Origin of the sequence: Paenibacillus sp. MDMC362 (genome assembly GCF_003269305.1) — a bacterium.
Taxonomy (GTDB): Bacteria; Bacillota; Bacilli; order Paenibacillales; family Paenibacillaceae; genus Paenibacillus_AQ.
Window position 1 is genome coordinate 1 of sequence record NZ_QLYT01000013.1, and the last position, 23,621, is coordinate 23,621.

Annotated in this window: 26 protein-coding genes and 2 pseudogenes; 22 read left to right on the forward strand and 6 right to left on the reverse strand. The window is 50.0% G+C overall.

Translation table 11 applies throughout. The features are described from left to right. Positions 1–118: 118 nt before the first annotated feature. The 5 genes from DP091_RS05610 to DP091_RS05630 all read right to left on the reverse strand — a co-directional run bounded on the left by DP091_RS05610 (position 119) and on the right by DP091_RS05630 (position 3,960). A complete protein-coding gene (locus DP091_RS05610) occupies positions 119–322 on the reverse strand; it encodes a hypothetical protein (protein WP_071220047.1) in 204 nt (67 codons plus the stop codon). A gap of 63 nt (positions 323–385) precedes the next feature. Next, on the reverse strand, positions 386–661 hold the full coding sequence (locus DP091_RS05615; protein WP_233355007.1) for a hypothetical protein: 276 nt from the start codon (positions 659–661) through the stop codon (positions 386–388). A 64-nt stretch (positions 662–725) separates the two neighbouring features. Then, the gene (locus DP091_RS05620; protein ID WP_113057430.1) at positions 726–1,736 is read right to left on the reverse strand and encodes a polysaccharide pyruvyl transferase family protein; all 1,011 of its coding nucleotides are present in this window, start codon (positions 1,734–1,736) and stop codon (positions 726–728) included. 29 nt (positions 1,737–1,765) lie between these two features. After that, a complete protein-coding gene (locus DP091_RS05625) occupies positions 1,766–2,935 on the reverse strand; it encodes a glycosyltransferase family 2 protein (RefSeq protein WP_113057431.1) in 1,170 nt (389 codons plus the stop codon). Continuing rightward, positions 2,932–3,960, reverse strand: coding sequence for a glycosyltransferase family protein (locus DP091_RS05630; RefSeq protein ID WP_113057432.1), 1,029 nt, complete (start codon positions 3,958–3,960; stop codon positions 2,932–2,934). Before DP091_RS05630 ends, DP091_RS05625 begins: the two co-directional genes overlap by 4 nt. Positions 3,961–4,164: 204 nt before the next feature. On the opposite strand from DP091_RS05630, the gene wecB reads away from it, so the two are divergent. The 13 genes from wecB to ylqF all read left to right on the forward strand — a co-directional run bounded on the left by wecB (position 4,165) and on the right by ylqF (position 13,061). Further along, positions 4,165–5,283 (forward strand): non-hydrolyzing UDP-N-acetylglucosamine 2-epimerase, encoded by a 1,119-nt coding sequence (gene wecB / locus DP091_RS05635; RefSeq protein ID WP_181469735.1) that lies wholly within the window; start codon positions 4,165–4,167, stop codon positions 5,281–5,283. Positions 5,284–5,403: 120 nt separating this feature from the next. Next, on the forward strand, positions 5,404–6,051 hold the full coding sequence (gene trhA, locus DP091_RS05640; RefSeq protein ID WP_113057433.1) for a PAQR family membrane homeostasis protein TrhA: 648 nt from the start codon (positions 5,404–5,406) through the stop codon (positions 6,049–6,051). 138 nt (positions 6,052–6,189) lie between these two features. Continuing rightward, entirely contained in the window at positions 6,190–6,546 is a 357-nt protein-coding gene (locus DP091_RS05645) for a putative DNA-binding protein (RefSeq protein WP_071220053.1), read from the forward strand. A 21-nt stretch (positions 6,547–6,567) separates the two neighbouring features. Next, positions 6,568–7,950 (forward strand): signal recognition particle protein, encoded by a 1,383-nt coding sequence (gene ffh, locus DP091_RS05650; protein WP_071220054.1) that lies wholly within the window; start codon positions 6,568–6,570, stop codon positions 7,948–7,950. Between the two features lie 48 nt (positions 7,951–7,998). Then, on the forward strand, positions 7,999–8,271 hold the full coding sequence (gene rpsP, locus DP091_RS05655; protein ID WP_006211361.1) for a 30S ribosomal protein S16: 273 nt from the start codon (positions 7,999–8,001) through the stop codon (positions 8,269–8,271). 21 nt (positions 8,272–8,292) lie between these two features. Beyond that, positions 8,293–8,523 (forward strand): KH domain-containing protein, encoded by a 231-nt coding sequence (locus DP091_RS05660; RefSeq protein WP_006211360.1) that lies wholly within the window; start codon positions 8,293–8,295, stop codon positions 8,521–8,523. 111 nt (positions 8,524–8,634) lie between these two features. After that, the gene (gene rimM / locus DP091_RS05665; protein WP_113057434.1) at positions 8,635–9,156 is read left to right on the forward strand and encodes a ribosome maturation factor RimM; all 522 of its coding nucleotides are present in this window, start codon (positions 8,635–8,637) and stop codon (positions 9,154–9,156) included. Between the two features lie 3 nt (positions 9,157–9,159). Further along, positions 9,160–9,969, forward strand: coding sequence for a tRNA (guanosine(37)-N1)-methyltransferase TrmD (gene trmD, locus DP091_RS05670; protein WP_113057435.1), 810 nt, complete (start codon positions 9,160–9,162; stop codon positions 9,967–9,969). A gap of 85 nt (positions 9,970–10,054) precedes the next feature. Next, positions 10,055–10,507: a hypothetical protein gene (locus DP091_RS32225; protein ID WP_146746988.1), complete on the forward strand. Its 453-nt coding sequence runs from the start codon at positions 10,055–10,057 to the stop codon at positions 10,505–10,507. Between the two features lie 198 nt (positions 10,508–10,705). Further along, positions 10,706–10,849: a hypothetical protein gene (locus tag DP091_RS31245; RefSeq protein WP_181469736.1), complete on the forward strand. Its 144-nt coding sequence runs from the start codon at positions 10,706–10,708 to the stop codon at positions 10,847–10,849. 238 nt (positions 10,850–11,087) lie between these two features. Next, positions 11,088–11,432, forward strand: coding sequence for a 50S ribosomal protein L19 (rplS, locus tag DP091_RS05675; protein ID WP_015736355.1), 345 nt, complete (start codon positions 11,088–11,090; stop codon positions 11,430–11,432). A 93-nt stretch (positions 11,433–11,525) separates the two neighbouring features. Further along, complete coding sequence (gene lepB, locus DP091_RS05680; RefSeq protein WP_113057436.1) at positions 11,526–12,140, forward strand: signal peptidase I; 615 nt, start codon at positions 11,526–11,528, stop codon at positions 12,138–12,140. 54 nt (positions 12,141–12,194) lie between these two features. Next, positions 12,195–13,061, forward strand: a complete 867-nt coding sequence (ylqF, locus tag DP091_RS05685) for a ribosome biogenesis GTPase YlqF (RefSeq protein ID WP_113057437.1) — start codon at positions 12,195–12,197, stop codon at positions 13,059–13,061. Between the two features lie 256 nt (positions 13,062–13,317). Here the strand turns inward: ylqF and DP091_RS05690 are convergent, their stop codons facing one another. Then, positions 13,318–14,358, reverse strand: a complete 1,041-nt coding sequence (locus DP091_RS05690) for a LacI family DNA-binding transcriptional regulator (RefSeq protein ID WP_113057438.1) — start codon at positions 14,356–14,358, stop codon at positions 13,318–13,320. A 500-nt stretch (positions 14,359–14,858) separates the two neighbouring features. Between DP091_RS05690 and DP091_RS05695 the strand changes: the two genes are divergently transcribed. The 9 genes and pseudogenes from DP091_RS05695 to DP091_RS05730 form a co-directional block, all read left to right on the forward strand. Further along, entirely contained in the window at positions 14,859–15,785 is a 927-nt protein-coding gene (locus DP091_RS05695) for an ABC transporter permease (protein ID WP_258394413.1), read from the forward strand. Between the two features lie 16 nt (positions 15,786–15,801). Next, a complete protein-coding gene (locus DP091_RS05700; RefSeq protein ID WP_113057440.1) occupies positions 15,802–16,683 on the forward strand; it encodes a carbohydrate ABC transporter permease in 882 nt (293 codons plus the stop codon). A 52-nt stretch (positions 16,684–16,735) separates the two neighbouring features. Further along, positions 16,736–18,337 carry an ABC transporter substrate-binding protein gene (locus DP091_RS05705; RefSeq protein WP_113057441.1) on the forward strand — a complete coding sequence of 534 codons (1,602 nt, stop codon included), beginning with the start codon at positions 16,736–16,738 and terminating at the stop codon, positions 18,335–18,337. An 84-nt stretch (positions 18,338–18,421) separates the two neighbouring features. Next, positions 18,422–19,897 carry a glycoside hydrolase family 32 protein gene (locus DP091_RS05710; RefSeq protein WP_113057442.1) on the forward strand — a complete coding sequence of 492 codons (1,476 nt, stop codon included), beginning with the start codon at positions 18,422–18,424 and terminating at the stop codon, positions 19,895–19,897. A gap of 34 nt (positions 19,898–19,931) precedes the next feature. Continuing rightward, positions 19,932–20,816: pseudogene (locus DP091_RS05715) on the forward strand (ROK family protein). 97 nt (positions 20,817–20,913) lie between these two features. Beyond that, positions 20,914–21,420, forward strand: a complete 507-nt coding sequence (locus DP091_RS31700; protein ID WP_258394411.1) for an Ig-like domain-containing protein — start codon at positions 20,914–20,916, stop codon at positions 21,418–21,420. Continuing rightward, complete coding sequence (locus tag DP091_RS31705; protein WP_258394412.1) at positions 21,359–21,631, forward strand: RICIN domain-containing protein; 273 nt, start codon at positions 21,359–21,361, stop codon at positions 21,629–21,631. The genes DP091_RS31700 and DP091_RS31705 overlap by 62 nt, the downstream gene beginning before the upstream one ends. A gap of 249 nt (positions 21,632–21,880) precedes the next feature. Then, the gene (locus DP091_RS05725) at positions 21,881–22,498 is read left to right on the forward strand and encodes a ribonuclease HII (RefSeq protein WP_113057443.1); all 618 of its coding nucleotides are present in this window, start codon (positions 21,881–21,883) and stop codon (positions 22,496–22,498) included. 80 nt (positions 22,499–22,578) lie between these two features. Then, positions 22,579–23,621, forward strand: a pseudogene (locus DP091_RS05730) (hypothetical protein); the annotation flags it as partial.

Here is a 23,621-nt window from a genome sequence, read left to right on the forward strand (position 1 = left end):
TAAAAGGGAGAAACCCTGCACTTTTTTCAAAGTACAGGGTTTCTCGACAATCTGAGGACCGAAAGTTATACTTTCGGTCCTTTTTCATGCTCGGTTCAATCTACGGGCACATGCATTTTTATGAAGAGACGATTCGAACGAACTCAATCGAACGAAGCGGGATGATAGCAGTATCTGTAGGAGGGCCATAGATGATGGGCGGTACTTTTAAGGTGATGGTTCCCTCTCCCACTTCGGTCAGCGTGCCGATGATCACATCTCCCGACACCGTTACTTCGGTTTCCGAGCCGATAAATCCTTGCAGCCAATCCACGTAGCGCATATCGGTTAACCTCCTTGCCGTAAATGAAAGTTTGAAGCTGACATTCCGTATCATCTGAAGGAATTACTGAACGGACGTAATATTGGCAAATGGAATCAGCACAAGGTCACCCGATGCTTCACGGAGCTGAACACCATCTTCAGCAGTCGCCAGAACGACTCCTTCCAACGTAACAAACGTTGTGCTGACCCGTACTTGTTGGCCGGTACGGACTTCGAAAAATTGAATCAGCTCCGGATTGATCGTTAAACCCGTGAGAACCTGACTCTCCAGCGACTCTACCCGTTCGGTGAGTTGGCTGGTTTCCTGGCTTAGAAGTTCGACCTGCCGCGTTAACATTTTGACTCTTCCGGCAAGTCTCCTGCAGAACAGGAAGCAACACATAGTCATTCTCCTTTCTATATTACCAACGGTTGTGCTCTTCGATATGGTTCTTTAAATCCAGAAGCGAAGCGGTGCTTTCTTCCTCCGTTGCGCGGATCATGGGCATAATCCGCTGCACATGACCAGGACCGTATTTAAGGAAGGTTTCGGTTTTATCGACCAGCACATCAAGCGGCTGGCGATAATCCGTAAAGTACTGACCGAGATGAAAAGAGCTCAGCAGGCTATGCACTTTGCTCATGGTGCTAAGCGCCAGTACAGGCTTGCCGCCGCGTAGAGCGGCTAGCGTCGGGTGAAGCTTGAAAGATATCAGATAGTCCACAGATTGTATAAAGCTGTAGGTGAGCTCGATATCCATGAGAAACGGCAGCGTTTCAATGGAAGCGCCGGGTGTTAGCTCCCTTACCTTCTGCTGCAATTGCAGACAAGTGTTGTAATCGGAGTACGCGTTACCCGGATGATGAATAACCGGAATAAGGACGGCATGATAGCCTTTGGCGATAAGATGCCCCAGCAGTTTGGTCATGTTCTCCATCGGGAACGATTCATAGGAAAACACAACAACGCCAACCGTGGGGCGCTTTGAGAATCGTTTTACCGGGATATCGGGCTGACGATAGCCGAATACCATATCAGGGGCGGTTTCAACATTTCGGTGGAAGCCTGCCCGCCTGGCGATGGCCGACGATCTTTCATCCCGGAACACCGCGCGGTTAGCCTTGGAGATCATCTCCCGGTAGGCGGATACCTGCTCCTCAGGCCAGGTGTGTTCGGGGTAGGCGTCCACGATGCCGACGCCGTAGACCCAGGTAGGCTGTCCTTTGAGCTGCGGAGGGAAGTAATACGAGTTGAATGAGTAGGGTGTAATTAAATCGCCACCACCGATGATGAAGGCATCCGTCTGGCGGGGATCCAATCGGGAGTTCCATGGATAGACGTGATGATCGTGGAATACCTGGCGAAGGGTGTGAAGAAATAAATCATCACCGAAGTTTCCCATTCCATAGTACCCGGAAGCGGCAATATGCATTTACGTGTCACCTCCTTTTCAAGCGTTGTCTAGCTCTTGCCTGTTTGCTGACACCAGGCTTCGAAGAGGCTGCGGTTACGTTGGCTGGTGCTGCTGCCGTAAAGGACGCGATGATACAAGACGGCATCGACCTGAACCGGTAAGCTGTGATTAAGAAGCCTGGCGGTGACATCGATATCTTCGAAGATGCGCCCGAGACGATCCTCCCGATTCCACCAGCCGCCAATGGCGATTAGGGATGACTTGCGATACATTCGAGGAACAAGCGGGTGCCCATGTGGAGTGGTTCGATTTAAGGAAGTAAACCAGGACGAATAAAGCTTGCCCGAATCAACGTTTCTTCTCCACAGAGGACCGAGCTGCTGTGTTCGTTCCCAGCATCCATACCGCCCCGTGGCCATCCTGGCGTCCGGATTCTGGTCAAGCGCGTCGGACAGAAGGGCGACAGCATCCGGTGCCAGCCAGTCATCTCCATCCAATTCCAGAATATATCGACCCTTTGCTTCAAAAAGCAGCCGATTCATCATGATCGCCTTTCCGCGGTTACGCGATTGGGACAGGATCCGAATTCTGCTGTCAAGATAAGCGCAGGCCTCCTCCAGACTGTCGTCCTCCGAGCCGTCATCGCCTATTAGCAGCTCCCAATTACCGTTTGATTGAGCCAACACGGAACGGATGGTCCAGCCTAAAGTGTCCTTCATATTATGAATGCTCATCAGAATGGAGACGACAGGCTGCGGAGGAATTTCAGGGGACAAATCCCCTTTGGAGCTGGTGGTATTCTCTCGCATCCTTGTTGCGGACAGAATGGGGAGAATATACTCCAGATCCTTTTGATACGGAGGATATAGCGTTGGGTCCAGATGCATCGCAAGGCTTGGATCGGCGGGCAGCAGATCGTAAGGCAGAAATTTAGCAGCCGGAAGTCTGTTATCCCAGCGGGTGAGAGCGGCAAGAAGCCAGGTTTTTCTCCAATACAGAGGGGCGCCGTTCTTGCATATACAGACAACAGTATCTGGAATATGGGGTATAGGAATGGAATGCTGTGCGCTTTTATGGGAAAAAGACAAGGTACCGCTCCATAAAATCCACTCATGATCTATTTGTGAGACTTCCTGAATGATTTGTTCACGATAGGCTGACGTATCGATGACCCTGTAGCCGTATGGCTGCGTACGGATTCTGGCATAGGGTTTCAATGGGGGTTCATGCCTTTGTCCAGGATGGCCTGGCGGATCACTTGATCGGCTTTCAATCCGCGTTCAACCCAGCGATTCTCTCTGGCGTAGGCAATGCGGGCCAGTTTATGCTCTTCCGTGTCCGGGTGATGGAGCATGGAGGACAGCTTGCCCAAGAAATCATCATGGGTGGTCGCTGTAGTAACATGCGGCTCCATGGCGATGCATTCCGGCAGAGCCGTCGACAATACCCGGACACCGGATGCCAGATACTCGTAGGCTTTGACTGGATTGGTTGCCAGCGTAATCGGATGGTATTGGAAGGGGATCAATGCAACGTCAATATGAGTCAGATAACGCTTGAGCTCCTGGTGCGGCTTTTCACCGAGTATATGCACATTGGGGAGCTTCGAATAATCGCCGGAGCTGCCGTAAGGAGCTCCAATGGAAACGAATTGGACGTTTGGAAAACGAAGAGCCGACTTAGCGAACAGCTCATGATCTACCCAATAAGCCCAGGCGCCGATATATGCGACAACAGGACCCGGAGGGAGATCGGCAGGTCTTTCACTGAATGGAATATGGAAAAATGAAGAGTCTGCGCCATTCGGGATCAGGGTAAGCGGTTTATCCGGATATGCCAAGGACAACCGGGTGTGAATCACCTCCGCGGTACATACGACATGGTCCGCTTCATCAATCATTTTAGGTTCATATTTTGCCCAATGCGGAAATTCATCACAGCAGTCGTAGATGGTGACGTCGGGTTTGAAGAGTGTTGAAATGCGCGTACGGAGCTTAGACCAGGTCGTCCAGACGACAATCTGATGTTCTTTGCGAAGGGCAGGCAGCTTTTTGTGCAAAAAGGTTTTGGTATCTGTGAACAGGAACACATTCGGCTCAATTTCTTTGAACTCCTTATCCAGCGGTGCCAGGTTTTCGAAGAAAACCTGATGACCAAGCGCTCCCAATTGAGCCATAAGCTGCTGCGGTCTCTGTTTCATATACGACCAGTTCATCGTTCTCGGATAAATGATAACAGCCAAGAGGTTTCCTCCTTTCTTCTTTGTGCTCGGGATAATATATGCTTTGCTAGCTTCATAGAATTGGACGAATAAGCCAAATCGCTGAAAAATGGTTGATTTCTACAAGGATGCCCTTGGCCGGAACGAATCTATCAACTTTCCATATAATGCTTAAGATATGAGGTTTCAGATCTTTTCATATAAAACGAGAGGGAGTGAAGGTTCGTGAAACATAAAAATGTTCTGGTTATATTCGGAACGCGTCCGGAAGCGATCAAAATGGCACCTTTAGTCAAGGAATTGGAGTCAGCCCCGGGATTAACTCCAATCGTGTGCGTAACCGCCCAGCACCGGGAGATGCTGGACCAGGTGCTTCGTTTTTTTGAAATCCAGACGCAAACGGATCTGAACATCATGAAGGAAGGGCAATCCTTATACAATCTGAGCGCTGACCTGCTAAAAGGGATGGAGAAGGTATTCCAAGCGAGAAAATATGATCTAGTGCTGGTCCATGGGGATACCACAACAGCATTCATTGGTGCTTTGGCAGCTTATTACGCGAAGGTTCCGGTGGGACATGTGGAAGCAGGGCTGCGGACGTATGACAAATACGCGCCGTTTCCAGAGGAGATGAATCGGGAGTGGATCGGCAGGGTGGCGGATATGCATTTTGCCCCGACGGCGCTGTCAGCAGCAAACCTCAAAGCCGAGAATCGTTCCGCTCACGTGTATGTAACAGGAAACACGGGAATCGATGCAATGAAGTGGACGCTAAAGGCTCCTTTTAACCATCCGATACAGCACAAGTTAAGGAAAGATAGCCGTTTAATACTAATGACCATGCATCGGCGGGAGAACTGGGGAGAACCGATGAAAGGGGTATTTGAGGCTGTGAAGCGGGTGGTCCAGAAGCATCCTGACATTGAAGTGATATATCCGGTCCATCCGAACCCCGTACTGCAGGAGGCGGTCGCGCAAGAGCTTAAGGGGCACGAGCGAATCCACTTGACCGAGCCGCTTGATGTCGTTGATCTCCATCATTTCATGCAGCGTTCCTATCTGGTCTTGACGGACTCCGGCGGCATACAGGAGGAAGCGCCGTCACTGGGGAAGCCGGTTCTGGTGCTGAGGGATAAAACCGAACGCCCGGAAGGGGTCACAGCAGGTACCCTGAAATGCGTTGGTACGGAGTGTGAAGCGGTTCAGGTTGAAATAGAGCGGCTGCTGACGGATAAGGAAGCGTACCACAGCATGGCCAGAGCCCATAATCCGTTTGGCGACGGCACCGCGTCCCGCCAAATCGTCAGCGCCATCCAGCGATTCTTTCAATCGCAGAGGGACTGATACAGGGGACGGCTTTGATTTTGCATGCCCGCAGGGCGTATAATGAAGTATAAGTCGGGTTCAAAAAGTCAGTTTTTTTGAAATAACCTCTATAAGATTTCAAGCGAAAGGATACCTGTTATGGCCAATACTTACACTTATCCACGCAGAGAAGAGATAGCGAATGCAATAACACATGGCATAGGAGCGGCGCTAAGCGTTGCTGCGCTGGTGCTCCTGATCGTATTTTCAAGTTTGAAAGGCACTGCCTGGCATGTGGTGAGCTTCACGATCTACGGATCAACGATGCTCCTGCTGTATTTGAGCTCCACGCTCGTACACGGTTTGAGAGACGGGAAAGCCAAGGATTTCTTTGAGTTTATGGATCACTCGTCCATTTACTTGTTCATCGCAGGGACGTATACGCCATTCCTGCTGGTTGCCATTCGGGGATCGCTGGGCTGGAGTCTCTTCGGGATCGTGTGGGGCATTGCGCTGTTCGGTGTCGTGTTCAAAGCATTCTTCGTCAAGAAGTTTCTGTTCCTCTCCACGATATTCTATATTGCGATGGGCTGGCTGATCGTCATTGCCTGGAGTCCGTTAACGGCGGTTGTAGCGCCGCAAGGCATGAATTTGCTTGTCCTTGGGGGCGTACTGTACACGCTGGGTACCATATTCTATGTATGGCGGGGGTTTCCTTACCATCATGCGATCTGGCATTTGTTTGTTCTGGCGGGTTCGATTCTTCACTTTTTTGCGATACTGATATACCTTCTTCCTATCGGTTGAACGGGTAGAAAGAAGGCTTCCTGCACATGAAGAAGGATGACAAGGGAAATGGCTTGACATCCTTCTTTGTTTTTTGTATGATAAGGTTCGTTAAGCGAACTGTAAAGTGTTTTTCCTTGACGAGGGGGGTGCCCTTAAATGAGTCAGGAGAATCGGCTCGAGAAGACGAACCGGATCAATTTGCTGTTCGATTTCTATGAGCAGCTGCTGACAGAGAAACAGCAGACCTTTTTGAAATATTATTTCCATGATGATTTTTCTCTTGGAGAAATCGCTGGTGAATTTGAAATTAGTCGTCAGGCCGTCTATGAGCATATTAAGCGCGCAGAACAGGTGCTCGAGTCCTATGAAGAGAAGCTGGGGCTCCTGAGCAAGCATGAAACGCGCATCCGGGAGCTGGATAAGTTTCGGGTAATGGTGGAGCGTAGCGACCTGGGTGAACATGATAAGAATGTAATGACCGATATGGTTGAACGATTAAAAGTATGGGATTAAGTATGAACGGAGGTGGCGGATATGGCGTTTGAAGGATTGACCAGCAGACTACAGAATGTGTTCAGCAAGCTTCGTGGTAAAGGCAAGGTGTCCGAGGAAGATGTAACAGCCGCCATGCGTGAAGTTCGACTCGCGCTTCTCGAAGCCGACGTTAACTTCAAAGTGGTTAAGGATTTCGTATCCAAAGTAAAAGAGAAGGCCATCGGCAAGGAAGTGATGGACAGCTTTACGCCCGGCATGGTGATCATTGACATCGTTAATAAAGAACTGACGGAGTTGATGGGAGGAAGCCAAGCCAAACTGGCCAAGAGCAACAAGCCGCCAACGGTTATTATGATGGCCGGTTTGCAAGGTGCCGGTAAGACAACGACTTCGGGTAAGCTGGCCAAGCTGCTTCAGAAGCAGAACAGCCGACCGCTGCTCGTTGCCGGCGATATTTATCGTCCGGCGGCGATCAAGCAGCTCGAAGTACTCGGCAGTCAGATCAACGTTCCGGTGTTCTCGCTAGGAGACAAGACAAGCCCGGTTGAAATCGCAAAACAAGGCCTCCAGCATGCCAAAGATAACGGTCACGATTATGTCATTATCGATACCGCCGGCCGTCTTCATGTCGATGAAGAGCTGATGGAAGAGTTGAAGCAGATTCACAGTGTAGTGAATCCAGATGAAGTCCTTCTTGTCGTTGATGCGATGACGGGGCAGGACGCGGTGAATGTCGCGGAAAGCTTCAATCAGCAATTGACGCTCACTGGCGTCGTACTGACGAAGCTGGACGGCGATACCCGAGGCGGTGCCGCTCTTTCGGTTAAGGCCGTTACCGGATGTCCGATCAAATTCGCCGCACTTGGCGAGAAGATTGATGCGCTCGAACCGTTCCATCCGGAACGGATGGCATCGCGGATCCTCGGCATGGGCGATATGCTGTCTCTTATCGAGAAAGCACAATCGAACATTGATGCAGACAAGGCCAAGGAAATGGAACGTAAAATGCGCAATGCTGAATTTACGTTCGAGGATTTCTTGGAACAGATGGATCAGGTGAAGAAACTCGGTCCTCTGGATCAGCTGATGGATATGATTCCCGGCATGGGCAAGATGAAGCAAGCCAAGGATCTCAAGGTGGACGAGAAGCAGATGGGACGCATCGAGGCTATTGTCCATTCCATGACGACAGCGGAGAAGCAGCAGCCTGACATTATCAATCACAACCGCCGTAAACGGATTGCGGCGGGTAGCGGAACCTCACTGGCTGAAGTTAACCGGCTTATCAAGCAGTTTGACGAAATGCGCCGAGTGATGAAACAGTTCTCGGATATGATGGGTCCTAAAGGCGGCAAGAACAAGGCCATGAAACAGCTGAAAGGCTTGACTGGCGGAAAAGGCATGAAATTCCCGTTCCGTTAAGTCTCGGTGATATTGAATGGACATTTTTTGAAGGAGGTGAATTTTCAAATGGCAGTACGTATTCGTCTGAAACGCATGGGTGCTCACAAGGCTCCTTTCTACCGCGTGGTGGTTTCTGATTCCCGTTCCCCGCGTGATGGCCGTTTTATCGAGGAAATCGGTTATTACAATCCGGTTGCTCAACCGGCTGAAGTTAAGATCGATGAAGAGAAAGCACTGAACTGGCTTCAAAATGGTGCGCAAGCATCTGACACGGTTCGCAACTTGCTTAGCAAAGCGGGCGTAATGAAGAAGTTTCATGAGCTGAAGCATCAGAAATAAGACTGATCGCGAGGGTTATCTATGGAAGAATTAGTTCGCGTTATTGCTAAGGCTTTAGTGGATCATCCAGAAGATGTGACTGTGAAGACGGTTGAGAAGGAGCACTTGATTGTATATGAGCTGTACGTGCATCCTGACGATGTCGGGAAGGTCATAGGCAAACAAGGGCGTATCGCCAAATCATTGCGTACAGTCGTAACATCGGCGGCGGTTAAAATGGATAAACGGGTGACCGTTGATATCATTTCTTAAAATATACGAAAGGGGGTTAGGATGCATGTCCTAGCCCTTTTTCGTACATGCTGAAGAAATCAGCCGGTCATACTAGCGTGAACGTTCATTAAGTGATGCAGGAGGAAGACCATGTCTGAAAAGTTGTTAACTGTAGGGAAGATCGTGAATACGCACGGCATCCGTGGGGAAGTTAAAGTCATGCCGCATACGGATTTTGCCGACCAACGATTTGCTCCAAAGAGCCAGTTGTATATTGTCCCGGACAAGGGAAGCAAGATTGAAGTAACGGTGGATACATCCCGCTTTCATAAAAACATGTACATCCTTAAATTCAAGGAGCTGCATGGCATCAATGATGCCGAGAAATATAAAGGCTCGCTGCTGAAGATCACAGCGGATCTTCAAGAGGAGCTTCCGGAGAACGAGTACTACTTCCATGAGATTATTGGCTGCAAGGTGATGACCGATGAAGACCCTGCCGAGGAGCTCGGCACGATCTCCGAAATATTGACGCCGGGCGCTAACGATGTGTGGGTTGTCAAAACGCCTCAGGGAAAAGAAATTCTCCTTCCGGCCATACCGGATGTCGTACTCGATGTAGACAAGGAAGCGAAGCTTGTCCGAGTGCATCTCATGGAAGGGTTGTTATAGTCCATGCGGATTGATGTGCTGACGCTGTTCCCCGAGATGTTCGATGGTGTGTTTCATTCCAGTATTCTGGGGAAAGCGGCCGAAAAACAAATTGTAAGCTTGAATGCCATCAACTTCCGCCAGTATGCCGGGAACAAGCATGGTCAGGTCGATGACACTCCATATGGCGGCGGCGGAGGGATGGTGTTAAAGCCGGACCCGATTTTTGCTGCGGTGGAGGATATTCTTGCTTCCAATGTGAATGAGATTGCGAATCATGGCGATAATCCTGCCGGGGGGATTCCGGTGGAAGTCTCCGGAACAGCCAAGCCTCCTAGAGTCATTCTGATGTGTCCGCAAGGAGAAACTTTCACACAGAAGAAGGCGGAAGAATTGTCACAGGAAGACCATCTGGTGTTTATATGCGGGCATTACGAAGGGTATGATGAACGGATTCGTGAGTTTCTTGTTACCGATGAGTTGTCCATCGGAGATTATGTGCTCACCGGTGGAGAGCTGCCGGCGATGGTTGCCATCGATTCTGTGGTCCGATTACTTCCGGGTGTACTTGGCAATGAAACCTCAGCGGTGACGGATTCATTCAGTACAGGCCTGCTCGAATATCCGCACTATACACGTCCTGCTGAGTTTCGCGGCTGGCAAGTGCCGGATATCCTGCTAAGCGGTCATCATGCGAATATCGACGTGTGGCGTCGGGAACAAGCGCTTAAGCGGACATGGGAGCGTCGCCCGGAATTGTTGGACAAGCTGGAATTGTCCAAACAGGATCGAGCGTATTTAGACAAGCTACAGCGAGAAGCGGGATCCTCATAAGCTTTTTTAATCAATCTAAGAACAGATCTGTGAGCACAGGTCTGTTCTTTTTTTATATCGACGGATTGTCACGGGAACAACAAGCGTGACAGGAGCAATCGATGAAAGTAGTGAAACGGGATCGACAGGAGTCACGAGAGCCACGGGAGCAGCAGGAGTAACAGGAGAAACCGAAGTCACAGGAGGGATCGGTGGTACAGGGCTAACCGGAGCCACGGGTGCAACTGGCGGTTCAGGGCCAACGGGAGTAACATGTGCAACAGGGCCAACAGGTCCGGTAGACCCGGCCGCTCCAACCGGCTCTACTACCCTTGTGGGTGGCAGTGTGATATATGTCAGTAATGGGACGACTCAGAATGTAGCTTCCAACTCACCTGTTACTTTTTCATCGAATACGCTCCAAGGTGTAACTTTTAATGGTACAACGACGCTGGCCATCATGACAGCTGGTTTCTATTACTTTGACTGGCAGATATCGCTTGAAAATGGTCAAACCGCTCCCAACACGTTCGGAATCGTTGTAAACGGGACGCTGTAGGACTCTATAATTTATCGCCAGTCAGTAAAGCGATTAATGCCCCTCAAACCGCTGCTAGAATATCTATCTTTAGAATTGGCTCATAAACCGGCATTGTATACTTCAGGGGCATTTTTTTAATCATGACTGATACAGATCCTTCAGTGGTGGGTAATATGTAACTGGAGAATCACTTTAGAGACGGGGAGGCATCTTGTCATGACAGAACATCGACAACAACAGGAAGCGAAAATAGAAGATACAAACAATACAGAAGTCCAATTCCAAACGGTAGACGACATTCTTGAGTACTATGGCAAGCGCCACAAAGGTTTGCACGACTCAAAAGAAAGTGTAAATTAAGTTCTGCCTAACCGCTTCTGTATGATATTGCATGCTGGAAGTGGTTTTTTTATGAACGAAGACCGGCGGAAAAGCTGGTTTATACTTGAGGGTGTAAAGATAAAACACTTGATTCAGACGGCGAAATATGTTATTATTTCTTTTGTTGTGAATACGGTGGTCCGCTGCGGATAATGAAGGAAATACATAGAGTTTCCGGAAGATGCAAGAACACCTGTGTGAGAGGAGGGAGTCATAGATGAATATCGTTCAAGCGATTACTCAAGAACAACTTCGTAAAGATATTCCGAGCTTTCGTCCTGGTGATACTTTAAAAGTACACGTTAAGGTTATCGAGGGAACTCGTGAGCGTATCCAGTTGTTTGAAGGTGTAGTAATTAAACGTCGCGGTGGCGGAATCAGTGAGACTTTTACCGTTCGTAAAATTTCTTACGGTGTTGGTGTGGAAAGAACTTTCCCAATCAACTCGCCTAAAATCGATAAAATCGAAGTGGCTCGCCGTGGTAAAGTGCGTCGTGCGAAGCTTTATTATCTTCGTGAACTGCGCGGTAAAGCAGCGAGAATTAAAGAAATTCGTCGTTAATTACAAGGCGGTAGAAAGGGGCTTGTGCGTATATACAAGCCCCTTTTGTATATCCAAAAATCGTTAGCGATCTATAGGGAAGGACGGTGGGTTATGGAGAAAGATCAACACCAGGAGGCCATTGAAACCAACGTGGGGAAGCCCGCCAAAAAGGCTAAGAACGAGCTTGTAGAATGGCTGAAGGCTCTTCTCATTGCTCTGGTTCTCGTCATTCTCATTCGCTGGCTTCTCTTTAAACCGTTTATTGTGCAGGGTCCATCCATGGAGCCTAACTTTGTATCCAATCAGAAGCTGATTGTCAACGAGATTTTATATGATATCCGCAAACCTGAACGTGGAGAAGTTATCGTGTTCCATGTTCCCGATGAGGGCAGGGATTTCATTAAACGCGTAATCGCAGTTGCTGGTGATACGGTTAAAGTTGAAGGCGATCAAGTGCTTGTCAACGGAGAGCCTGTGAATGAAACCTACATACAGGAAGCAATTGATCAAGCCCATGCTGAAAACAGATTATACAATAACACGGACTTTCCGAACTCGTTCGTCCAGGACGGCGTTGTGCCAGAGGGCCATGTGTTTGTGATGGGGGATAACCGCTCCAACAGCACGGATAGCCGTATGATAGGATATGTTCCTTTGGGGGATATTATCGGGCGAGCAGACTTAATCTTCTGGCCGATTAAAGACATAGGGCTCATCAACCATTAGCCATGCGCTATAGAAACGATGAAAGTTTGCAGAGCAAAGTAGAGGTGACGACGTTTGACAATACAATGGTTTCCCGGACATATGACCAAAGCGCGCCGCCAAATTCAGGAGAAGCTGAAGCTGATCGATGCTGTAATTGAACTGATCGATGCGAGGCTTCCGCTCTCAAGCCGAAATCCGATGATTGACGAGATTTTGCAGGGCAAGCCGCGGCTCATTATTATGAACAAAGCCGATTTGGCAGATCCTGAGGTAACAAGGCAATGGCAAGCCCACTTCAAAGAAAACGGCTTAACCGCCTTCCCTGTAGATGCATCCACGGGGACAGGTGTGAAGGATATTCCGAACCAGATTAAGCTGCTGCTAAAAGAGAAGATCGACAGACAAATCGCCAAGGGCATGAACCCGCGAGCTATGCGGGTGTTGATCGTGGGGATTCCGAATGTAGGCAAGTCCACGCTGATTAACCGGCTTGCCGGCCGTAACATCGCGGAGACGGGAGACCGTCCGGGTGTCACGAAAGGGCAGCAGTGGATTAAGGTTGCCGGCGGTGAGATGGAATTGCTGGATACACCCGGTATCCTGTGGCCGAAGTTCGAGGATCAAAATGTAGGGTACCGCCTGGCGGTCACCGGCGCCATTAAAGAGGAAATATTGAACGTAGAGGATATTGCCTTTTTTGCGATCAAATATTTCTCCAACTATTATTGGGAATCGATGAGCGAGCGCTTTGATCTTAAGGAGCGCCCCACGGATCTGGATAACCCGGATGAAATTGTCGCGATCATGGAAGCGATTGGAAGAAAGCGCGGCTGTATCGTAAGCGGCGGAAGAGTCGATCTGGAAAAAGCCTCAAGCATTTTCCTGCGCGAGCTTCGCGCAGGGAAACTTGGGCGATATTCCATGGAATCGCCTTATTGAATCGTTATTGGAGAATGAGAGGATGAACCCCTCTCACTCCAGCTCAACCCGAATAGAACCGTTCTGCCCGAATACCGGGAGAACGGTTCTTTTTTTAATAAAAGGTTTAACATCGGAGGCAGGTCCACATGATCGCAAGAAAAAAACGTTCATTCATTGTGTTCCGACCTTCTGTGCAAATATGTCGCAGCGTCTTTCTTGCGGGTCGGCGGGAGATCCATGGTAGAGTTTCAAGCCCTACTCCTTCTGTAATCCCCTAGTCTGTTTTTTCGGTCGATGCCCTGAAAATCGGTTTTGTTTGGATATGGGTGACTTGATAGGGTAACGCCGGTTCTTTCACCCGGGACAACAGCATGTTGGCCGCAGCAATTCCCATTTCATCGCTATAGATATGTACCGTTGATAGATGGGGTTCAACGATGCGCGATTCCGGGGCATTGTCGAAGCCGCATACGGCAATGTCGCCGGGAATGGCGATATGGTTATTCTTCAAGGCTTTCATCACATTGACCGCAATAAAATCATTGGCGCATACAAAAGCGGACGGCATCTGTTTCATCTGTTTCAGCCGCTTCTCCATCCAGTCGGACTCAGAGAAAAACTCACGGTCCGGATTTAGAACACATTGTTCCGGATCCAGCTGGATCCCCATTTCGGTTAAGGCCCGATTGAATCCCACCCAGCGTTCATTAAAGCTCTTGCAATGATGAATGTCCCCGATAAATCCCAAAGACGCGTTGCCCTGCTCAATGAGCCGCTTGGTCATGTGACAGGTGCTGTGTTCATTCTCCATCAGCAGTAAATCCGCTTGCAAGTCCGGGTAGAACATGTCAGCGGCACAATCGATAAATACGGTAGGAAGGCCGAGGCTTGTGAGCTGCTTGCTGTACTCCATATCAAATAACTCAATACAGATGATTCCATCCACTTTGGAGGATTCAAAATTGTTAGGCAGCGTCCGAGAATTTCGATCGATGTCCCGGACAATATGAATGGACAGGTTATAGCCTTCCGCGCTGATTCGTTTCTCAAGCCCGCTGATTAAGCGCGAGCCAAAATGGGAGGTGCTCGGGAGATTTGCCGTGAGAAGAGCGATGTTTCCCGGGTTTTTGGTCAGCAGGTTATCCGTCTCCATGAAGGCAAATTGTTTGTATTTCAGTTCGATCGCTTTTTTGATAACCCTGCTGCGCGTCTCGTCCGGAATACTTTCGCTGCCGTTCAACGCCTTGGATGCCGTATTTCTGGAGATCCCCAGTGCATCGGCAATATCTTGAATTGTGACTTTTTCTTTCGTCATGTATCTGATTTCACCTCAAATGATCAACTTCATACCAGTCTCGTTGTTCTTCCCAGTCGCTATTGACCTGAATATCTAAACCAAATGTATAATAGATTAGCCAAAATAGCAACCCGAAATTTACAAATGCACAATTGCATTTACATTTAAACAATGGAGATTTCGTTAGAATCCGCCTTGCTATTACTATACATTTGTTGAAACATCGTATAACAAGGATAAAAAGGCTGAATATCCGTGATTTTCGTGAGGAACAACAGTTGTTAACCATGTTCAAGACAAATAATTGAAATTGACGAATGAATAATATTGTCAATTGCACAAATATATTTTTACAAAAACGATTGACTGATGTTACATCATTTGATAAATTGTAAAGGCGACATTCATCATAAGTGAAAAATGAAAGCCTTTTCTGTAAGCAATATGTCAACTTCTCTAGAAAGAACGGGGGAACAGGTTTGGAAAATTCAGTGGAACCAGCCAACCAGGGGGCAGGGATAATCAGAGAACGGGGTTCTGCGGGGCGAACGCTCGCTTTCATCAAGAAAAACTATTTTCTGTACATACTGCTAGCTCCAGCACTTATATTGACCCTTATTTTCAAATACGTCCCGATGTACGGTGCGGTTATCGCATTTAAGGATTTCAGTCCCATTAAAGGGATTCTGGGCAGCGAGTGGGTTGGGCTCAAGCATTTTGAAAAGTTTATCGCCTCGCCGAATTTTGACGTCATTTTTATGAATACGCTTAAACTGAGTTTTTTTGGTCTGCTCTTTAGCTTTCCGGTGCCGATCCTGCTTGCGCTCATGTTAAACCAGGTTCGCAAAGCGACAGTCAAGAAAAATGTTCAGCTGTTTCTATACGCACCCAATTTCATTTCGATGGTTGTCATTGTCGGGATGCTGTTTATCTTCTTGTCCCCAACGGGGCCAATCAATCAATTGGTCATTTGGATGACGGGTAATCCGCTTATGTTTATGTCGCAGCCGGAATATTTCAGGTGGATCTATATCCTATCGGATATATGGCAGAGTGCCGGGTGGGCTTCCATCATCTATGTGGCTGCTCTTGCGAATGTGGACCCGGAGCTGCATAACGCAGCCAGCCTGGACGGAGCTAACTTACTCCAGCGCATCCGAAATATCGATCTGCCCACGATTAGGCCGATTATGGCGATCGTTTTCATACTTGCGGCGGGGGGCATTATGTCCATTGGCTTTGAGAAGGCTTATCTGATGCAGACCTCCATGAATCTTCCCACTTCTGAAATTATCGCTACCTATGTATACAAGGTCGGCTTACAGTCAGGCGATTACGCGTACTCGGCAGCGGTTGGGTTATTCAATTCCATCATCAATGTCATTTTGCTCGTGACGGTGAACTTTATTGTCCGAAAACTCAATGAAGGCGAAGGCCTTTACTAGGAAAGGAGACATATTCATGACCGTTAAACATTCACGCTTTGACCGCTTTCTGTTGTCATTAAATGCGATCTTTTTAACGCTTGCCGTACTGGTCGTGGTCGTTCCATTGGTTTACATTGTCGTTGCTTCGTTCATGGATCCCACCGTGCTGCTGAATCAGGGACTATCTTTTAAAATTTCCGATTGGAGCCTGGAAGGATATCAGATGATCCTGTCCAATCCAGCGATGCTTCGCGGGTTTGGCAATGCGGTTTTCTATTCAACAGCATTTGCGCTTCTCACGGTCACGGTATCGATCTGTGCGGGATACGCCCTTTCGGAGAACCGGCTGGCCGGACGACACTTCTTCATGACGCTGTTCATAATCACCATATTTTTCGGAGGCGGATTGATTCCTACGTACTTGCTCGTGAGGGAGCTTGGCATGCTCAATACGGTATGGGCCGTGATCATCCCGGGTGCGGTCAATGTGTGGAATATCATTTTGTCCAGAACCTTCTTCAAAGGGGTGCCGAATGAATTGAAGGAGGCTGCTAATGTGGACGGGGCTTCCGATATGAAAATTTTTGTCCGGATCGTTCTGCCGCTATCCAAGCCCATTATCTTTGTGCTCGCGCTGTATGCCTTCGTGGGCCAGTGGAACGCATTCTTCGATGCCATGATCTATCTGGACGATCCCAAACTGCACCCGCTGCAGCTCGTTCTTAGATCGATTCTGATACAAAACCAGGCTGCGCCGGGCATGATCAGCGACCAGCTTGCGATGGCGGAGCTGAAACGGCTTTCGGAAATGATTAAATATTCGGCGATCGTGATCTCCAGCCTTCCGCTATTGATTATGTATCCGTTCTTCCAAAAGTACTTCGAGAAAGGTGTTATGGTAGGCTCTCTCAAATAGCGGGCCGCCTTCAACATAGTAATCCTAATACATGATTTGGGAGGTCATTGATATGAATAAGAAGGGATTCAAGAAACAAAACCGTAAAAAAGCGGTAACTCTGACAGCTCTGGCAGCCGTGCTGCTCTTGTCCGGGTGCGGCAGGGGCGGGGAAGCCTCAAATGAGTCGCCAGACGGTAAGGTCACCCTGAACGTCCTGACGCAAAGCTCGCCGCTGGCTCCTGCCGACCCTAACGAGAAGCTGATCAACAAGCGGCTGGAGGAGAAAACGGGCATTCACATCAAGTGGAAGAACTATACAAGCGATGTATTTGCGGAAAAACGCAATCTGGCCGTGGCGAGCGGCGATTTGCCCGACGCCATCTTTGATGCGGGGTACGGAGATTACGATCTGCTGAAGTTGGCAAAGGACGGAGTTATCATCCCCGTGGAAGATTTAATCGAACAGCATATGCCCAATTTACAAAAGGTCCTGGAGGAAGCACCGGAATACGTCAACATGATTACGGCGCCGGATGGACATATCTATTCTTTTCCATGGATCGAGGAGTTGGGTTCAGGGAAAGAGCGGATTCAATCGGTGGATAACTTCCCCTGGATTAACGTGGAGTGGCTCAACGCCTTGGGGCTTGAGATGCCAACCACCACGGAAGAGCTGAAAACGGTATTGAAAGCGTTCAAAACCCAAGATCCGAACGGCAACGGACAGGCGGACGAAATACCGCTGTCCTTCATTAATAAGCCGGGGGGTGAGGATCTGACATTCCTGTTTGCTTCATTCGGCTTGGGCGAGAACTGGGATCACACCGTCGTTACGGATGACGGGAAGGTCGTGTTCACCGCCGCCGAGGAGGGGTATAAGGAGGCGATAAGCTTTATCCATGATTTATACAAAGAAGGACTCATCGATATCGAAGCATTCCAGCAGGATTGGAATACCTACCTGGCCAAAGGCAAAGACCACCGATACGGCATGTATTTTACATGGGATAAAGCCAACATCACGGGCATGAACGATACGTATGATCTGATGCCGCCGCTTGCAGGACCATCCGGTGAGATCAATGTGACGAGAACGAACGGGATCGGTCTTGACCGGGGAAGATTGGTTATTACCAGCAGTAACAAGAAGCTGGAAGAAACGGCCAAATGGATCGATGCGATGTATGAACCGCTCCAATCGGTTCAGAACAACTGGGGGACTTACGGTGACGATACCCAGCAGAATATTTTTGAATTGGACAAAGCCAAAGGGATGCTGAAACATCTTCCGCTTGAAGGCACGGCTCCGGTAGAGCTAAGACAAAAAACAAGCATCGCGGGGCCGCTTGCGATCCTGGACGAGTATTATGGCAAATACACCACAATGCCGGATGATGCGGCGTGGAGACTCAAACTCATGAAGGATGTCATGGTACCGCACATGAAAGCGGAAAATACGTATCCGAAAGTGTTCTTCTCCATCGACGAGTTGGATCGCTTATCCACGATTGAAGCGGACTTGTTCCCTTACCTGGAAAGAATGCGCACCGAATGGTACCAGAATGGAAAAGCAGATCAGGAATGGGACGCTTATCTGAAGGAATTGGATCGACTTGGACTTCAGGAGTGGCTGACGATCAAACAAACGGGATACGACAGAAACATGAAGTAACCGTGTGGAATGCGGCCGTCGTTGATGCATATCGTTGAGATACGGTCGTAAACCCATGATAACGATAATGAAGGAGATCACCAAATGTCTAAGACAGAACAACAAAACTATCGAAATGCCTATCATTTTTCACCACAGAAGTACTGGATGAATGATCCCAATGGCATGGTTTATTTTAAAGGGGAGTACCATTTGTTTTATCAGCATCATCCCTTTGGCACCACATGGGGACCCATGCACTGGGGACATGCGGTCAGCAAGGATCTGGTTTCTTGGGAAGAGCTTCCCATTGCAATAGCGCCGGATGAACGAGGCACGATTTTTTCGGGGAGTGCCGTTGTGGATTGGAACAATTCCAGCGGATTTTTCGACGAAGGGCCCGGGCTTGTGGCGATTTTCACTCACCATCATGATGCGCCGGGCGCGCAGCAAGTGATTCAGTATCAAAGTCTGGCGTACAGCAAGGACGAAGGTAGAACCTGGACGAAGTATGACGGCAATCCGGTCCTTAGCCATGACAGCTATGTTGATTTTCGGGATCCGAAAGTGTTCTGGCATGATCCGTCATCGCAGTGGGTAATGATTGTGGCGTGCGGACAGACGGTATGTCTCTATCGATCTTCAAATCTAAAGGAATGGGCATTTGCCAGCGAGTTTGGAGAGGGCATCGGATCTCATGATGGAGTATGGGAATGTCCCGATCTGTTCCCCCTTACTACGGAGGGCAATGGAATACGATGGGTCATGCTTGTCAGCATTGGCGATGATCCGGCCTTTGTCGAGGGCTCCAGAACGCAATATTTCATTGGAGATTTTGACGGAACAGCGTTTATTCCGGATGAGCGCTCCAAGGGTGATGTGCGGTGGCTGGATTACGGCAGGGACAATTATGCCGGGGTAAGCTGGTCCGACATTCCTGCGGCGGATGGCAGAAGGCTATTCATCGGCTGGATGAGCAACTGGAAATACGCAAACCTGACACCGACGGATGGTTGGAGGGGGGCCATGACCTTGGTGCGGGAACTCAAGCTGGAGACGCTGCAAGGTGAATTCATGGTAACGCAGCAGCCGATACGTGAAATCGAAGAGTATCGCAATGAGGTGCTTTCCTTGCGTGATATATCGGTGGATGAAGCTGCTGTCCGATTAGCGGCTGTACGGCTGGAGAACTTCGAGCTTCTTGTCCGCTTTGATCCGGCAAGTTCGCTTGGTTTGAAGGTAAGGACAGGATTAGGACAAGAAACGTTGGTCGGTTGGGATGCAAGGTTGGCCGAACTATACGTGGATCGCAGCCGTTCAGGGCAAGCGGATTTCCATAAAGATTTCCCCGGCAAGCATTCGGCTCCGCTAAAGACATCAGACTCTATGCTGGAACTGCGGATCTTCGTGGACCGTTCGTCCGTAGAGCTGTTCGCGGATCGCGGGCAGGCGGTGATCACGGATTTAATTTACCCTGATGCTGCTTCAACGGGAATAGCCGTATTTGCCGATGATAACCGGAAGCTTATAGAATCCCTCCATATCTATGAGGTTTCTTCATCTGGTGGCCTGTTAAAGTAATATGAATCGATAAGAAATAAGGAGATCCGGCAGTATGCGTATTGGAGCAATGGAAGCGGGCGGCACCAAATTTGTCTGCGGTGTTGGAAGTGAAGACGGAATCGTCGAGGACAGCATCAGCTTTCCGACAGGACAGCCGGAAGGGACATTATCCAAAGCCATGTCCTATTTCAAGGATCATGAGGTAGAAGCCATTGGCATCGGGTCATTTGGCCCCATCGATCTGAAACCGGAGAGCCCGACATACGGATATGTAACGTCAACACCGAAACCTGGATGGTCGCATACAGATATCCCCGGTAAGATGAAGTCGCATATGGACATTCCCTATGGTTGGGATACGGATGTCAATGCAGCTGCTTTTGGAGAAGCGACTTAGGGAGCAGCGAGAGGGCTGAGCAGCTGCGCTTATTATACGGTGGGTACAGGTATTGGCCTCGGCCTTTATGCCGAAGGACGACTGGTTCATGGGTTGGTTCATCCCGAAGGCGGCCATGTTCCCGTTAAGCGCCATCCCGAAGATGCTTTTGCAGGAACCTGTCCTTACCATGGCGATTGCCTGGAAGGATTGGCAGCAGGGCCGGCGCTTGAAGCCCGATGGGGGTTGAAAGGACATCTGCTGCCGGCAGACCATCCCGCTTGGGAGGTCGAAGCCTATTATATAGCGCAGTCCATAATTGGACTGATTCTGACGAATTCCCCGGAGAAGATCATACTGGGCGGCGGGGTTATGCAGCAAGCTCAGCTGTATCCCCTCATTCGTGCAGAGGTGAGGCGCAATTTGAACGGATATGTGCTTACCGACGAAATTGTACACGATATCGAGAATTATATAGTTCCTCCGGAATTAGGCACCCAGTCCGGTTTATGCGGAGCACTGGCTCTGGGAATCCGGGCATGGCAAGATTCGAAATCCTAAACAGGTTCGAATAGGAGATCAGCCCGAATATGTTCGGGCTGTTTCTTCCTAGTATAACGTGTGGAAAAGAATCGAAAAGAGTAACGGGAAGAAACCCTTGGTATGGACATCCAGTCTTCCCGATACGGTTCGGATTGTTTCATCCGATGAGAGCCATGTCGTATTGAAAGCCGTGAATGCGGGAGAAGCCGTCATTACGGCTTCAACTCCAAACGGAAAAATATCGGCGAGCACCCGCGTGTTAGTCTCGAGCGGAACGTTCAAAACGAATCTGACGGGATGGAAACCGGATCTTCAGGGCTCGAAGTGGTTCCTTACCGAACATGGAATCCGGGGCAGCCATTCAAGCGAGGCCAATTATATGGCGCAAGAGAAGGCAGGAGACTTCACGTTTGAAGGAGACATGCGGCTGGGGGAAACAGGCGGTGCGGGATCGATGCTGTTTCGGGCAAGCGGGGACGGGCGCAGCGGATATGATCTGAATCTGGATCCTGGCATGAAGGCGATTCGGCTCTTCTACATGGTCGAACCTGCTATGGATATTGGTACCAACAGGAGAGGACGATACGTATTCCATTCGTACACCGGAAGGGAAGGCTTTTGATGTGGATACCGGGCAGAATCGGATTCAGTTATACACATATCTCGGTTATAACAATCAGCGATGGCGAGTGGAACGTCAGGAAAATGATACGGTAACCATCCGATCCGTGCACGATGGCCGGGCGATTGCCGTAAGGGCTGACGCTTCGGGGTTTGAAATGAATGAGCCGGATGCCGCTTCGGATCGTCAGCGCTGGCGGTTTGGGCTCTGAAGCCAAGGGTTCGATAATCGAATAAGGGGAGAGCTGCCGTTGCCGGCAGCTCTTTTTTTCGGGGACTATAGCCGATGGTTCGGCGATGGACGAACCCTTTCCTGCCGGGATGCGGGCCGGGATAAAAGGGTGACGCTCCGTGGCGAGTATGATACTCTAGAAGAGTTACTAGATTGATAGAATAGATGGGATACACCGTGTGCACGAATAGGTAACAAACGGTAATTCGGAACCAAAGGGGTTAAACCTATGACAGATTTATTGATGTACGAGCGTGAGTATTGGAGCCGTTATATACATATTGCAGGTATTGACGAGGTCGGCCGAGGCTGTTTGTTCGGCGACGTGGTCGCTGCGGCGGTCATTATGCCGGAGGGGTTGGTCATTGAAGGAATTAACGATTCGAAGAAACTCAGTGCCAAGAAGCGGGAAACCCTCTACGACCTAATCATGGAGCAAGCGCTGGCGGTCGGCGTCGGTTTGGTGGACGCGGAAACGATTGACCGCATTAACATCAAACAAGCCGCAAGACTTGCCATGAAGATGGCGATCGAGCAATTGGCTGTTACTCCCGAGTTTCTGCTTGTTGATGCCGAGAAGGTGGAATGCGATATTCCCCAACGCGCCATCATCAAAGGCGATGCTAACAGTCAGTCCATTGCCGCGGCCTCCATTATTGCCAAGGTTACTCGCGACAGATTGTGCGAAGGGGAATGGGAGACGCGTTATCCGGAATATGGAATTGCCGTACATAAAGGCTACGCTACCAAGTTTCACCGTGAACAGCTGCAGCTGCACGGACCTACCGCGATGCACAGAAGAAGTTTTCTGAAAAATATGGAGATTGAGCAATTGTCGCTATTCTAGATTTCGATGCAGCCCGCCCTCGTCAAAAGGCGGGCTGCTGCCGATATATAAGGTATACAGAAGGTGTGGGAGGAACTATCGTGAACATCGGATCGTTGATTCGTGGACTCCTGGGAGAGCAAAAGCCGGGAGACACCAAGACGTTGGAATTAAAGCCGGGTCAGGTCGTTCGCGGTGTCGTTATGAACGTATCGGAGGACGGGCAGGAAGCTGTGGTGCAGATCCAGGGCATTCAAGTGAAGGCAAAGCTGGAAACGCCGCTACGAGCCGGGGAAACCGCTCTTCTCCAGGTTCAGCCGCCGGGAGAGGGAGGGACTGCCGTTCTCAAGCCGCTTAGTCAAACGCCCGGACAGCCGCTGTCCCCGTCTTCCATGGCTGAGGTGCTGGATTTTGCCGGTCTTCCGGATACGAAGGAAAACCGTGAAATGATCAAAGGTATGCAGAACGCGGGAGTCCCGCTGACGAAGGACAATATCGCCATGTTCCGTGAGGCATTGGCCGTGAAGCCTCCGCAGATTCCCGCGGCGGAATGGGCGGAGTCGGCTGCGATCGCGTTTCACCGCGGCCTGCCGATTAGCCCCGAAAGCGTGAAGGGACTGCATCAGGCGGTGTTTGGACCCCAGCTGCATCAGCTTCTGCAATCGTTGGAGCAGCAGCTAGCGTCTGCTTTAAGCAACGGTAACGGAGGCGCAGCGGCTGCCGGGAAAAATGCAGTGACTGCTGCGCCATCGACGGCAGCTGGCGTAGTGAGTACCGCTGCCTCGCAGCAGCAAGCAGCAGCGGCGAACCATGCCGCCGGCGTTGCCGTGCAGGCCGGCTCAGGTCAGCAGGCGCTGCTGACCAAGCTGCAGGGCCTGCTGCAGCAGCTGCGCGGCGAGCTCGCGCAGCCATGGGCCAGCGGCGGCACGGCAGCGCCTGCCGCCGGACAACCCGCCGCCGTGCCCACGGGGCCGGCGGCAGCTCTTGGCGAAGGGGCCGCAGGCCCTTCGCCAAAGCCGCCCACCCCCGGCGCGGAGCCGTGGGTGGGACGGCTCTTGAAGCTGCTCGGTGCGGAGCACGAGCAGCAAGCCCTGCGCGGGGCCGGTACGGGCCCCGCGGGCGAAGCGGCGCGCAGTGGCAGCGC

Bases quoted from the DNA above. Each gene is read 5' to 3' on its own strand.
- DP091_RS05610 (WP_071220047.1), bottom strand. From the start codon at position 322: ATGCGCTACGTGGATTGGCTGCAAGGATTTATCGGCTCGGAAACCGAA.
- DP091_RS05615 (WP_233355007.1), bottom strand. From the start codon at position 661: ATGTTAACGCGGCAGGTCGAACTTCTAAGCCAGGAAACCAGCCAACTC.
- DP091_RS05620 (WP_113057430.1), bottom strand. From the start codon at position 1,736: ATGCATATTGCCGCTTCCGGGTACTATGGAATGGGAAACTTCGGTGAT.
- trhA (WP_113057433.1), top strand. From the start codon at position 5,404: ATGGCCAATACTTACACTTATCCACGCAGAGAAGAGATAGCGAATGCA.
- DP091_RS05645 (WP_071220053.1), top strand. From the start codon at position 6,190: ATGAGTCAGGAGAATCGGCTCGAGAAGACGAACCGGATCAATTTGCTG.
- ffh (WP_071220054.1), top strand. From the start codon at position 6,568: ATGGCGTTTGAAGGATTGACCAGCAGACTACAGAATGTGTTCAGCAAG.
- rpsP (WP_006211361.1), top strand. From the start codon at position 7,999: ATGGCAGTACGTATTCGTCTGAAACGCATGGGTGCTCACAAGGCTCCT.
- DP091_RS05660 (WP_006211360.1), top strand. From the start codon at position 8,293: ATGGAAGAATTAGTTCGCGTTATTGCTAAGGCTTTAGTGGATCATCCA.
- rimM (WP_113057434.1), top strand. From the start codon at position 8,635: ATGTCTGAAAAGTTGTTAACTGTAGGGAAGATCGTGAATACGCACGGC.
- trmD (WP_113057435.1), top strand. From the start codon at position 9,160: ATGCGGATTGATGTGCTGACGCTGTTCCCCGAGATGTTCGATGGTGTG.
- DP091_RS31245 (WP_181469736.1), top strand. From the start codon at position 10,706: ATGACAGAACATCGACAACAACAGGAAGCGAAAATAGAAGATACAAAC.
- rplS (WP_015736355.1), top strand. From the start codon at position 11,088: ATGAATATCGTTCAAGCGATTACTCAAGAACAACTTCGTAAAGATATT.
- lepB (WP_113057436.1), top strand. From the start codon at position 11,526: ATGGAGAAAGATCAACACCAGGAGGCCATTGAAACCAACGTGGGGAAG.
- DP091_RS05690 (WP_113057438.1), bottom strand. From the start codon at position 14,358: ATGACGAAAGAAAAAGTCACAATTCAAGATATTGCCGATGCACTGGGG.
- DP091_RS05700 (WP_113057440.1), top strand. From the start codon at position 15,802: ATGACCGTTAAACATTCACGCTTTGACCGCTTTCTGTTGTCATTAAAT.
- DP091_RS05705 (WP_113057441.1), top strand. From the start codon at position 16,736: ATGAATAAGAAGGGATTCAAGAAACAAAACCGTAAAAAAGCGGTAACT.
- DP091_RS05710 (WP_113057442.1), top strand. From the start codon at position 18,422: ATGTCTAAGACAGAACAACAAAACTATCGAAATGCCTATCATTTTTCA.
- DP091_RS05725 (WP_113057443.1), top strand. From the start codon at position 21,881: ATGACAGATTTATTGATGTACGAGCGTGAGTATTGGAGCCGTTATATA.